Below are 12,875 nucleotides of genomic sequence, written 5' to 3'. Positions count from 1 at the left end.
TTGGCGGCGTAGCCGCAAGTCCGCTGGATCGGTGGGCGTGTCGAAGGGAAGAGGTGATCGACACTGATGTCCGTCGCTGGTACTGATGGTTTCTGGTGCAGTGTCGCTGCCGATTTCTGGTTGAGGAGGCGCAGTGTCCAATAGTGGTGTGCCGTTGTTGATGGTGGATCGGTCCGAGGCCCTCGATCGCGATGATGCGTTCGCGGTGACCGAGCTCGCCGACGGTTCAGGTTGGAAGCTGGAGGTGCACATCGCCGGGGTCGCGGACGTCGTGGCCCTAGGTTCCGACGCCGATGCGACGGCATTCCTGCGCCGTGAATCGAAGTATCTGTCCCGTCGGACGGTGCCGATGCTTGGCCGCGACACCGAGCAGGCGGCGACATTGACCGAGACAGCGGAGAGGTCCACGCTGCGGGTACTGGCAGATCTGTCCGCGGACGGGGTGGTGTCCGGGGTGAGCGTCGATCGCGGGCGGGTGCCGGCCGGTAGGTGCGTTGCGGTCGATCATGCGCAGATCACCGAAATCCTCGGGTCCGTCGACGACCCGCTACACGAGGGTGTGCGAGCCGCGAATGACGCCGCGCAGGTGCTGCTCCAGGGGCGTCGCAGGTCCGGTGTCTTCGCCCTCTACGATCTCGCGCACGGCTGGGGCTCCACTGAGGAAGGGGGGATCGCGCCGATCCCGCTGGACGTGCGGACGGTGGGATATGTCATCGTGCAGGAGTTGATGATCGCAGCCAACGAGGCGATCGCCATGTGGTGTGTGCAAGAGGACCTTCCGGTCCTGTTCCGCAATCACCGCAGCGCGGTGACGGCGGGCAGCACCGAGGACCTCGCGGCTGAGGTTGCGGTGGCGATGACCGATCCAGTGCTGTTCGAGAAGCTGCGTTCGCGTCTGCAATCGTCGTATCGTGCGGCCACGTACGCACCGACGGTGCATGGCCATCACGGTCTCCGGTTGGCGGCGTACACGCACGCGACGTCGCCGCTGCGCAGGGTGTCGGACCTGATTACCCAGCGGGTGATCTTCGCCCATCTCGACTCCGCGCCGGCCCCGTACACGACGGAGCAGCTGGGCAACCTCGCCGCCGATATCAATCGGCGGATCGCCGCGGACCGGGAAGAGAAGGCAGCGCACTTCAAGGCACGCGATCGAAAGGTGACCGCGCAGGTCGTAGCGGCCGGCGAACTCGAGGGTCTCGACTCGAAGCGGTGGGCGAAGGTGCTCACGGCCGCAACAGCACGTGACCCGATCGGTGACGTGGTCAGCGAGGTGCGCCGCCGGGTGCAGACCGACGACGTGACGGTGACCTCGATCGTGACGTTGCTCGAAGCCGGGGAGAATTGGGCGCCGATCCGACGCGAGGTCTTCGACTGGGCATCGCGGGCGCATCCGGAGTTCGGGCCGAGTGTGGTGTCGATGTGGCTGCAGGCGCACCCGGACCTGCACCGGCCCGAGATCGACGGCGATCACCGCGGGCCCTCGCACACACCGGTGTTCGCGGCCCGATTCCGGGTGGGTCAGGTCTGTGGGCCGTGGGCCACCGCGGGCAGTAAGAAGCGAGCCGAGCAGGACGCAGCGTGGGGCCTGACGATGGCCGTCGCGGCAGGGGAGAGCCATCCGGAGGTCGGCTCCCCGCTGCGGGACGATCCGCAGCCGGTGCCCCCGAGCACCACGCATGCAGGGGTACGGGCGCGGCCGGCATCAGCGCGCAGCGGACCCATGGACTTGGATTCGGGCCAGGCATCGAGACGGCGGGAGCGAGCGCAGAAGAACCCGATCGCCTGGGTGATCAGCCATGCCGAACACCACGGCCATCCCTCCCCACAGTGGGCCGTGAGAATGGAGGGCGCCGCCCACGCGCCGGTTTTCACCTGCGAAGTCCGCTACCTGGAGCACACAGCAACCGGCAGCGGGACAACAAAGAATCTCGCAAGAACCACCGCGGCAGCGGACCTTGTCGATTCGCTTCTCGACGAGACGTCTCCAGCCCGATCACACCGGTAAACCGAAGCTCACCTACCCGGTCAGCGTCCGTTTCGATAAAGACTTTGTGGGCGCCGCCGTGGCCACGGGCGGGGCGAGTTCTTGATGCCTCGGCGGCGAGCGGCCCTCCGGCCAGCGAAAGGGGAGCGCTGGTCGTTGGGCCTGGCTGCCACCGGGACCGTCGAGCCCGCTGTGCAGCGTAGGTCGGGAGTACCCGCGGAACATCGAATTACCCTGCGCGTCGCCCCGGAGAAATCCGACCGCAACGCGGTCCATGGGCGAGCCGCATGCCAGCTCGCCACCTGCGCGGCGGGCGCACGTGTGAACCCACATAGCCTGAGCACAGATCGGCCGGTGGTTGTGAGTTCGTCTGGTGGGCGCGGATAGGTCATGCTTATGCTCCGAGGGGCAGCCGAAGAAAGGTGCAGTCCATGAGTGAAGAGAGCGAGAAGAAGTCGGCGTCACCTGATGCGATGCGCGTGGGCACCCGGGTGCTGGTGCGTAGGCCGTCTGAGGCAGCGACAGGCGTGATCGTCGAGGACTACGCCGAACTGACCGACACCGCTGGACGCGGCCACGATTGGGCACCTGTCCATAGGTGGGCGGTCGCCCTTGACGACGGCCGTCTGGTCTTCGTCGACACCGAGGACCTCACGGTCGATATCGGCACGGCAGACTCCGAATAGCCGGCAGCACCACTGACGAGGTGGTCGGGAACGGTCGCACCGGCGAGTCGGTGCTGCTTCCCCAAGATCATCCCGAACCACGACGGGGAACGTTCCGACCCTCCATACGCTCTCCCAATCACCTCGGGATCTGCCGTCACCGACCCACCCACGAACCTGAGAAAGATTCGTTGTTCGACTGAATTTTCCAGCTCCTCCGCGATGGCTCATTTTGTCGCAGTAGACAGTTCACGGGAACGAGTGCGACACGGCGCTTTCGAGGGCGCACAGATGGTATATGGACCAATCCCGACTGGTACTACAACCTGCGTCACCGCATGCGGCAAAGATCGAACGAGACACCGAGCAGTACCCGGTGACAGGGTATGAGGTGTCGAATCCGAGCCCTGACCCCGAACAGCTGCGACCAGACTCGTTTGCTACGTCTATGCTCGCGTCAGTGACCGACGTCAGGGACGGTAGCCCCGCTCGGTGCGCACGTGGCACGGCGTCCGTGAGAGTGTCAATTATGTTGTGGTCCAACGCCATACGACTGCCGGTCGGCCGGTGGCCTGCACGCGGACGCGCTCGTCGGTACGTTCGAGTCCCGGTATCGCCTTGAGAGTGCGATTGAGATTGCCTTGATCGGGCCGGCTGCCGGTGAGGGCAGTGGTGACCGTGACTGCGTGGGTGGCGGGAAATTCTGTGCCGAGGAGGGCCCGGGTGAATGTTGCGTCCCGCCAGAGGAGGCTGGTGGCGAGGATGCGGCGTCCGGCCGCGACGATGCGGTCGTGGTCGAAGGCGAGGTTGCCGTGTTCGTCGAAGCCGCGCCACTGCGTCGCGGCGGGCGGGTCCGTGGTGATGTTGTCGGCGGTGATGACGGCCCACATGGCGATGGACAGGGTCGGCCCGCGTGGGTCGCGACTGGGTTCGTCGAACACCTCGAGTTGTCCCACGGCCAGGATCGCGTCGTCCGGGATACCGAGCTTGGTGGTGACGGCGCGGCGGGCAGCCGTCTCGAGGCGTTCACCGGCGCCGAGAAGGACGCCGGGCAGGGCCGTCTGCCCGGTGTGCGGCTCCCAGCGGCGGGGCGCGACGCCGTAGCGCAGCGAGCCGGGTTCCGGATTGCCGAACCGGAGAGCGACCACGTCGACGGAGACCGATGACTGTTCCATACGGTGATCATGCGACAGCAGGCTCTCGGACGCGACGAGCGGCCCGACTGGGACCGTCGGAGGTGAGCACCACCGGTGCGCCGACCAGCGATGCGAGGTGCGCCGCGACGTCTGCTGGATGTGTCGGCAACTCGACTGTGTCGGGCGTGAGTGCGGACAGGACGTCGGTGAGGTGTTGTTGATGCGTGAGGTCCTTCCACGGCCCGAGGGGCAGCAGGTCGCCGACGCCGGGGTACCGGCGTGCGCTACGGAGGGGAATGCCGGCCGCTGCGGCACGGGTGACGGCGTCGAGGTGGGTGACGGCGAGAGTGTCCACCCCGCCGCATACCTTTGTCGCGTACCGCATCAGTACCTCGTCGAGGTCCCCGATCCGGAAGGTGCCCTGGTAGCTGCCGGTGTCGTTGTGCCGTTCGGGTAGGACCGTAGCGAGTGTCGGGTTCTCGGTGGGCATCGGGCCTGCACCGTGCCGGGTGGTGTAGGTGCGGGTGACGCCGAGGACGTGGCTGTCGCGGCCTTGCTCGGCGGAGAGTGTGCGCGCGTTGCTCGGTTCCACGGTGGACCAGGTGGTGTGTGGGTGGAACCCGCGCCACTCGTCGAGTAGCACTCCTTGTGCGCCCTCGTAAACCAGGCGCCCTGCGTCTGCGAGGGCGGCGAGGTCGCCGTCGTCGGTGATCCGGACCGCGGCCACGAATTCGGAGTACATGATGACCATGTCGTCGAGGGCGGGCCACCGGTGCACGCTGGGGGAGACCAGGTGACGGTAGTGGTCGGCCATCGCGGCGAGCTTGGCGCGCAGCACCGCTGGGCGGTGGCAGTCCCCGACGGTGGGTGCGTCCGGGTGGTCGAGGGCGTAGGCGGCGGTCTCGCCGATACCTTTGCCGCAGGAGCCGTGCCGGCCGTCGCCGCGGGCGTCCTCGCGGGCGCGGTTGGCGGCCACGTGGATCGGGGTGGTCAGAAGCGCGTGGGCGTCGATGTGCAGTAACTGGAGCGGATTCGGTACACCCAGCGCGGCCAGGGCGCGGGCCTCGGCGGCGAGGGCGATCGGTTCGACGAGGACATGCTTCGACAGCACCGTGGGAACGCCGGAGAAGGTCCCGGACCCGAACTGGGAAAAGGTGTGGTGGCGACCGTCGACGACGACGTTGTGCGCGGCCTGTGCGCCGCCGTTGAACCGGACGACGGCTGCGATGTCGAGGCCGGTGTCCGGTGCGCAGAGCCAGTCGACGGTGGCGCCTTTGCCGGCGTCGCCGAAGCCCAGGTCGACGACGATGATGTCGTGGTCACTGAACACCGTGGTCATGGGATCTCCTGTCGTAGAAGGGGGTCGGGAGGCGGGGCTCGCACCCGAAGCGGAATCGAATGCCCCGCCTCCCGAACGGGTGTCAGGTGAAGGACACGTCGTCGCTGCCGGCCGGATCGATCGGCAGCGGACTCGCCGCGACGGGGGCCCGCGCCGCACTGAGGACGGCGAGCGCGTGACCGACGGTGTCCGCTTCAGCGGCGGATCCGACGTCACGCAGGTCCGCCAGACCCTCACCGAGGTCGATGCGGTCCTCGCCCATGCCGACCGTCAGAGCAATCAGCTCGCACACCGCGCCCGGGTCGTCCAGCTTGAGGAACCGTTCCCCGAACAGACGTTGCCAGTGCTCCGCGATCTCGGGATCGTGGAAGTACGCCGACTGATTCGGCAGTACGAAGTAGACGTTCCACCGCCGTTCGAGTTCCCGGTACACCGACTCGACGGTGACATCGCGGTCGAGGTCGTCGCCGATCACCGCGCGCACGTGCCGGGCCGACAATCGGGCCTTGTTCAGCTCGTCGCCGATGATGAACAGGTACCCCTTGTGGCCGCGTTTGTCCCACGCGTCCGTGGCGGTGTGCCGCGCCATGAAATATGCGGCCAGCTCGTAGCTTTCAGACTTCTGACCGCCGCCGTTGCCTTCGAGGAAGATGGTGCGGAGTTGCTCATCCATGGCGTTGCCGGACTCGAATTGACCGACCTGCAGGGGCACTCGGTCGGAGTCGGCGTCCCCGATGCCGCCGAACAGGATCTGCGGGTCGTCGGCATACCCCTTGCGCTGCAGCAGTCCGTGCAGTTTGCCGAGCTTGTCCTGCATGATCCGCGGTACCGCGCCCATCGAACCGGTGACGTCGAAGAGCACGGCGATCGGTAGCGACTCGGGGTGCCCGGCCGAATCCCGGCATTCCCGCACGATCACACCCAGCGGGTCCAGGGTCGGATCGGCCTTCCACTGGTCTCTCGGCCGTGCGTACAGGGCGCTGGTGTAGCCGAAGTCGTCGACGCCGCGGGCGGCGCGGAACGTCTTGGCCGCGGTGTAGGTGTCGTCATCCCACTTGCCGTATCCCATGGTGGATCACTGTCCTTTCGTGGTGGGCATTGTGAACGGGCGGAAGCGTCGCCGCCCGTAGACCGTGTCGAGCAGGTCGTCGAACTCGTCGAGCAGATCGACGGCGTCAGGTTGCAGACCAGGTTGTGGTTGCATGCAGCCGTATGCGAACGCGCGCAGGCGGTCCGGGGCCGTATCGGCGAGCATGGTCAGCATCAACTGATGGGCCATGAACACATCCCACGCCGGGGTTGCGGTGGAGCCGGTGGAACTTTCCGGTGGATAGTGATCCCGCCGAGAGGGGATCGTCGCCAGCGGAACCGTGCCTGGGCGGGTGGCGAACGACCACCCGGCCAGTACCACTCCATGCCGCTCAGGGTGAATGAGCACGTTGTCCGCGGTCACCGCGGTGTGCACCCACCCGGCGCGATGCGCGGCGGCAAGAGCCCGCAGCAGACGCCGGTGCATCCACACCCAATCCCGCGGATCGAGCCCGCCCGGGTACGCAGCCCGGACCTCGGCGAGGGTGACGAATCCAGTGGTCAGCGAGTCCAGCACGTTCACCTGCCGCCGGGCGCCGGTCACAGGGTCGGCGTGGGTGAGGTGGTCGATCAGCTGCGGGAAGTACGCGCGCAACCAATCATTCCCGCCCTCGGCGGACGCCGCGATCTCAGTGAGCGCCGCCCGTTCCGCATCGATCAGAGCGTTCGAGGAGACATTGCGGGGAACCTTCACCACCACGCCCGCGCCGCCGCTGTCGGTGGCATGGTGCAGGTCGGCGATCGAACCGCGAGCATGCCGAGGCCCGAGTCGGTAGGAGCCGCGACTGCCGTCCAACACGATCGCCGTGGCCGAATTCGTGCTGGACGCATCGTGCTGCCAGCGGCGGAAAAGGTCGGACGCGTGCGTGAATGCCGCTGCCGCGCAAGCGGCGTACGCGGGATCAACCCGATCCGGGTGAATCAGAACCGACAAGCGGCGGAACCGCCGACGGGCAGCGCGCTGAGCCGCCGGGTCGTGGGTGATTGGGCCGAACAGGTCGCTCGGCACGACTGCCGCGCCGACGACGTCGAGTGCCTCCATCATCGCTTCCATTGTTTTAGTCTATTCGACTAAAACATGAGATTGCAATCCCCACGGAGCGCACGCCACGCACGCAGGAGTGTTCACCGATTGCGAGCACTCTGACTGTCCGGAAATCACGCGTAAGAGGCCTCTAAGCACACCGTTTCCGCGTGCGGTGCGCCCGTTCGCGCACTACCGGCGAACGGTGATGATCGCCGCAGGTCGTTCTGGTGGGCGCGCAGAGCGTCCCGAGTCACGTCTTCCTGCGGGGTTCTCAAACCGACTGGCAGTGCCCGGATGTGATAGGACTCCAGCGCTGGGGAGTGGGGCATCAAGGCCGGCCGCCGGGCCTGTGCGAACTTGGGATTTCGGCGGAGACAGTGCGATAAATGAAAGTATCGGCGCCGAGTGTGTACAAACTATGAGTGACACGCGGCGGTAGCAGCGGTGCGACCCTCTTTGGCAGTCGGTCGGGGTCCCGAAGACCTGCACACCCAGCACCTCGTCGTTGATCCCGGCCGGCCCGACGGCATCCTGTTCTGACCCGGGGCCGGCGCCAGCCTGCTCGAGCTGATGGCCAAGTCCCACCACCGCAAGCCCGACAACCTGGCGCCGCTACTTCAAACCTCGCCGGCAGCCATGCGCGGCATCACCAGCCTCCTCGGTCCCGACCGCAGCCACCGATAGCTGCCGCCAACAAATGATTCGTCCGTCTACCCGCTGACCAGGCGCTACGCGAGCGTCATTGACTTTTGTGCCACACCTGGACGGGATGGACTGTGGTTCTCGTCACATTTGGTGAAGTCGGCGGCGGGTCCGATTGCGTCGGGCTGTGAAGCTTCCCGCGCCGGGTCGCGGAATGTCATCGCGAGGTCGCCGCACCCACTCGCCGGCCCTGCAAACGTCGAGGTCACCACCAGTTTTCTCGGCATTGCGAGACTCTGCTCGATGGGGTGTCCGGGCCGGTGATCCTGGTGGCGTCAACCATCTGTGATAGCCGCTCTAGGCCCCTGACGTGGGCGTATTCGGGCAAGATCATATTTATGTATCGATTGGGTCACGATGGCGCAGTCGATATCGTTTTGTTACTTTCCTTCTCGACGGGGGTCCGAGGCCACGAATCTCAAGAGCGTGGGCTAGCCGCAAAGCCGTGTAGTTAAGTCGTGGGTTGTGTTGTCAAGGGTCGATGTCGGTGAGGATGTTGATGGCGATGGTGGCCTTGAGACTTGGCCCTCGGGTGCGGCCGCGGGCAGTGCTGGCGACGAACTTGGAGATCGCTCGTTTGACCACGCGGGGGTTGGTTCGTGATCGTCGGGCGGGCATCAGGTGGTCGAGGACGCGTTCGCCGATGATGCCGACGAGGTCGACGACGGTGGTTTCGATGACACCCGCGGCGTGAATGAGTTGGTCGCGGGCCGCGTTGAGGGCGATGGTGAAGCTGGCACGGTCGGGATCGACGTCGGGGCACCCGAGGGTGGCGTCGGTGATCGCGACGCGCAACGCCTGGTAGGTGACGAGCAGCGCGTAGATCTCCTGCTCGACCCCGCGTGGGGTGCGGGCGCGCAGCACCCGGCCACCGAGGATCGTCGATTTCAGCTCCAGGAACGCGGTCTCGATCTCCCACCGATCGTGGTAGAGGCGGACGATTTCGGTTGCGGGACAGTCGGGATCGAGGAGGGTGGTCACCAGCTTGTAGGTCTCGCTGCGAGCTCCCGCGCTGGTTGTGATGGTGATCTCGCAGCACAGGACACGGACCTCGACCGGGCCCATCCGGGACAGGTAGGAGCCGTCGGGCAGGCGGGCGCAGACCGGGAGGTTGCGGCTGTTCTTGACCCGGACCAGCAGGTGCGCACCGGTGTCGCGGACCGCGGCGAGCAACGCCTGCGAGGCGAAGTTGCGGTCGGCCAGCACGATCATCCCGCGGCGCATCCCCCGGAGTAGGTCGAGGGTGTAGGTGGTCTCCCCGACGCTGCTGGCACCGAACGTCGCGTCGATCACGGTGCGGGTGCCGCACGCCACCAGAGCGAGAAGGCGCACCATCGGATACCCGGTGCCGCCGTGAAACCCGCCGCCCCGGTGGTAGACCTGCAAATTCGCCACGGTGTCCGGGCAGCACATCATGGTGCCGTCGATGGCCGTAACCAGTAGCCCCCGCCAGTACACGCCCTTCGTGGCCAGGCCGGCGGCCGGGCCGCGGAGCAGGTCGAACAGGGCACGCAACGGTGCCGGGCCGATCCGGCGTCGGGCCTGGGCCAGCGCTCCGGCGGACGGGGTGGCCACCGCGAGCCCGTCGAGTCCGGCGATCATCCGCTGCCACACCTGCCCGAACCCCACCTCGGCGAACAGCCCGGCGGCCAGCAGCAGGTAGACCACCACCCGCGAGGGCAAATCACGCACCCGGGCCTGGACCTTGCCGGTCTCGGCCAATGCGGCGTCGACCATGTCGAAGCCCACGATTCGGGTCAGCTCCCCGAGATGACCCGGGGCGAACCGGCCTCCCGCGACGGTGACGACACGGGTGATGACAGAATCAGTAGTCAGCGGAGCTCCTGGGTCGAGGATGTCTTGGAGGACGCCCTCTTCTACCGGAGCTCCGCTACCCATTCGCGCACGACACGCCCAAGACCCGCATTCTTGACCGCCAGCCGTCCCCGTTAACTACACGGCTTTGGGGCTAGCCGACGAAGACGAGGTAAGACACTGTGGCGAAACACCGCAGGACGGCAAATCGTTCAAATTCCATCACCAGCCGCGTGAAGATCGCGACCGTCGCCATGGCGACCGGTGCCATCCTGATCGGCGGCACGCAGTTCGGCGCCGCGTCCGCTGCCGCCCGCCCGCTCGAGATCCCACCGGGCCTGCTGCCCGCCGGTGTTCAGCTGCCCGCGATCGAGTTGCCCGGCCTCCCGGCCGCACCGCCCGCGCCCGGCGTGCCCGGGCCGGTCAACCCGGGCAGCCCCGCTCCGCTCAAAGTCCGCGCCGTGCAGCCGGTGTCCGGCACGCTGTCCTCCGGCTACGGCCCCCGCTGGGGCGCGCACCACGGCGGCATCGACATCGCGGCCCCGATCGGGACCCCGATCCAGTCCGCGGCCGACGGTGAGGTCATCTCCGCGGGTCCGGCCTCCGGGTTCGGGTTGTGGGTGCGAGTGCGCCACGACGATGGCGCCGTCAGCGTCTACGGCCACATCAACGAGTTCATCGTCAACGTCGGCCAGCGGGTCGCGGCGGGTCAGCAGATAGCCACTGTCGGCAACCGTGGTCAGTCGACCGGTCCGCACCTGCACTTCGAGGTGTCGGACGCAGGCGGCAACCGGCTCAACCCGAGCCAGTGGCTGCGCGACCGCGGCGTCTCGGTGACCTGGGGGGCCGACTAGGACTTCGCCCTGGCGTAGTCAGTTCCAAACGATGCAGGGCGCGGCAGGCCGGACGCAGCCGCGTCCCGCATGCGGTTCGGGCATGTCGAGCATCCTTCACCGTGAGGGCGGATCCCTCACGGGTCAGGTCGACCAGATCCGGGGCAGTCCCTTCCGCGGCCGGCGAGCACAGAGCCTTCAGGACACCCTGGGGTACTTGCCTTCTCGTCACATGTGACGAGAAGGCAAGTGCGCGAGGCGCGCTTACCGGCGGCTCGTACCGCGGGTGCTCTCGGACTCAGGTGTCGTTCCATTGGAGCCGAGCAGTCGCATCGCCTTCCGTAGTTCGGGGTCGTCCCATCGGCCGGGCCGGGCTTGCTGATCGCAGCTTGGGTATACCCGTGGTGTATGCCCCTCTCCCGTCGGCAGTTGTTGCGATTTGGTCTGGCTGGATCGGCAGTGGCGCTGGTGGGTACGTCGGCGGTGAGCAGTGCGCGGTTGCCTGCGCCGCGATGGCGAGGAGGTGACCCGTCCGGGCTCGGTGTGGCATCGGGAGATCCGACAGCGGACGGTGTCGTCCTGTGGACACGCCTGGCGCCGGATCCGCTTGCCCCGGCGGGCGCGGCGGCATGGGTGGGATCCAGTGGCCGTCGAATATGAAGTCGCGCACGACGAGAGCCTCCGGCAGGTGGTGGCGCACGGTACGGCTGCCGCGACCCGCGAACTCGCCCACAGCGTGCACCCGGAGATCCACGGCTTGGAGCCTCTCGCTGGTACTTCTACCGATTCCGTGCGGGGTCGGCGCTCTCCCCGGTGGGCCGGACCCGCGCTCGGCTGAAGGACAAGCCACCACGCGGATGCGCTTCGCGTTCGCCTCCCGTCAATCATGGAGTTCGGGCTTCTACACCGCTTACGAGCACATGAGCGACGAAGACCTCGACTTGGTCGTCCATGTGGTCGACTGCATCTACGAACGCGGATGGAGGCGCGGCCGCGAGGGAATGTCGATGGGAGTCGACCGCGACGAGGCCGTCGATCTGCCCAGCTCCGGAATCTCCCACTCGATCGGGGTGAGGTGGACCGTCTCCGTTTTCGAGATCTTCTCCACTGCGTCGCCGACGCAGCTCGCGGGTCTGTCCACTGTGTAGACGTGTTGCGCGTGTTGCGCTGGCGGGACCCTTCCGTCACCTTAGGTCCGCGGCCACACTTGCGGATCGTTTGCTGGATTAGTTGCGGCGGGCTGGAGATTCATCACCCCTCACGGCCTGGAGGGTGATGCATGGTGCATCACCCTGGATGTTCCCACGAACATTCTTCTGCCTGCCGACCGGGCGCTGGGTGGTGAGTGCGATTGAGCCGGATGTGGTGGTGGGTGAGGTCGTGGCGGTGTTGGTGGAGGCATGTGGACGCTAGAGCAACGCCGCCGAATCGCTGAATAGGCATCACGATTCTTGTTGATAGCGCTGGTCGGAGTGGTCGGATTCTGGAGAGAGTCTGCGAAGGAGATCGAGGTGAATTCCTTAAGGGCAAATGGTTCATTGGAAGGGCGGGGATTGGTCGCGGTTGCTCCGAGACTGGGCATGCGAGTCGAATGGCAGGTCTCGGAGCAGAATTTAGTGCAGGAACTCGCGCCGATACGCCATCCGTGAATGCCGTTCGCCCCTCAGTCTGCCATTCCATCCACCCGACCGCGGAGCTCAAATAACAATGGATCCCTTCTGGCGGTCGTCAGTGAGCAGCGTTGTATGCCTCCGCGATTTCGGTGGGAATTCGCCCGCGGACCCCGATGTCATAGCCCTGTTCCTGAGCCCATTCCCGTACTGCCCTCACATGGTCACGGTCCGGCCGCGCAGGTTTCCGCTTGACCTCACCACCCGACGTGAGTGTGCCTGCGGATCGATTCTTGCGGCCACCTACCTTTGTGGCGTGACCGACGTAGTGACCGAGTTTCTTGTGGAACTCCTTCGCATTCTTCGCCGATAAGTCGATCTCGTAGTCGATTCCATTTACGGAGAAGGCGATCGTCTCGCCCTTTCCTTCCGCAATGGGAGTTCCGTCGATATCGTCGACGTGTTCGACAACTATTTGGCGCGCCATTCCAACTCCTTCGTCGCTTTACGCACCCACTCTACGTCCATTGCACAATGCTCGCCTCAGCCATAATGCTGTGCCCGACACGCATGCATCGAAAATGACAAGTCGGACGGAAATTCTTGGCGGAAAGAACCTCATCTACCAGGCGGGTCAGCTCGAATCCACGGCGGGGTGTTGGATGTAGCCGC

9 protein-coding genes and 1 pseudogene are annotated in these 12,875 nt (G+C 66.3%); 4 read left to right on the top strand and 6 right to left on the bottom strand.

What is annotated here, in order from left to right; genetic code table 11:
* The first annotated feature begins 160 nt into the window (after positions 1-160).
* A complete protein-coding gene (locus CJ177_RS33405; protein WP_179443372.1) occupies positions 161-2,008 on the top strand; it encodes an RNB domain-containing ribonuclease in 1,848 nt (615 codons plus the stop codon).
* A gap of 410 nt (positions 2,009-2,418) precedes the next feature.
* Entirely contained in the window at positions 2,419-2,673 is a 255-nt protein-coding gene (locus CJ177_RS33400) for a hypothetical protein (protein WP_095869611.1), read from the top strand.
* Between the two features lie 506 nt (positions 2,674-3,179).
* Here the strand turns inward: CJ177_RS33400 and CJ177_RS33395 are convergent.
* The 5 genes from CJ177_RS33395 to CJ177_RS33370 form a co-directional block, all read right to left on the bottom strand.
* Positions 3,180-3,827, bottom strand: a complete 648-nt coding sequence (locus tag CJ177_RS33395) for an NUDIX domain-containing protein (protein ID WP_095869610.1) — start codon at positions 3,825-3,827, stop codon at positions 3,180-3,182.
* Between the two features lie 7 nt (positions 3,828-3,834).
* Entirely contained in the window at positions 3,835-5,127 is a 1,293-nt protein-coding gene (locus CJ177_RS33390) for an adenylosuccinate synthetase (protein WP_095869609.1), read from the bottom strand.
* Positions 5,128-5,209: 82 nt separating this feature from the next.
* Positions 5,210-6,196 carry a hypothetical protein gene (locus CJ177_RS33385; protein WP_095869608.1) on the bottom strand — a complete coding sequence of 329 codons (987 nt, stop codon included), beginning with the start codon at positions 6,194-6,196 and terminating at the stop codon, positions 5,210-5,212.
* A gap of 6 nt (positions 6,197-6,202) precedes the next feature.
* On the bottom strand, positions 6,203-7,261 hold the full coding sequence (locus CJ177_RS33380; protein ID WP_095869974.1) for a hypothetical protein: 1,059 nt from the start codon (positions 7,259-7,261) through the stop codon (positions 6,203-6,205).
* Between the two features lie 1,155 nt (positions 7,262-8,416).
* On the bottom strand, positions 8,417-9,844 hold the full coding sequence (locus CJ177_RS33370; protein ID WP_218835123.1) for an IS4 family transposase: 1,428 nt from the start codon (positions 9,842-9,844) through the stop codon (positions 8,417-8,419).
* Between the two features lie 98 nt (positions 9,845-9,942).
* Here CJ177_RS33370 and CJ177_RS33365 point away from each other — a divergent pair, with 98 nt between their 5' ends.
* Positions 9,943-10,614: a M23 family metallopeptidase gene (locus tag CJ177_RS33365; protein WP_095869607.1), complete on the top strand. Its 672-nt coding sequence runs from the start codon at positions 9,943-9,945 to the stop codon at positions 10,612-10,614.
* 387 nt (positions 10,615-11,001) lie between these two features.
* Positions 11,002-11,636: pseudogene (locus tag CJ177_RS33360) on the top strand (alkaline phosphatase); the annotation flags it as partial.
* Positions 11,637-12,321: 685 nt separating this feature from the next.
* Here the strand turns inward: CJ177_RS33360 and CJ177_RS33355 are convergent.
* Positions 12,322-12,690 (bottom strand): Lsr2 family protein, encoded by a 369-nt coding sequence (locus CJ177_RS33355; RefSeq protein ID WP_095869606.1) that lies wholly within the window; start codon positions 12,688-12,690, stop codon positions 12,322-12,324.
* Between the last annotated feature and the right edge of the window lie 185 nt (positions 12,691-12,875).

It is taken from the genome of Rhodococcus sp. ACPA1 (assembly GCF_002300195.1).
GTDB classification, from domain to species: domain Bacteria; phylum Actinomycetota; class Actinomycetes; order Mycobacteriales; family Mycobacteriaceae; genus Rhodococcus_F; species Rhodococcus_F opacus.
The sequence above is the reverse complement of the archived record's forward strand: the minus strand, read 5'-3'. Positions and strand labels throughout refer to the sequence as shown.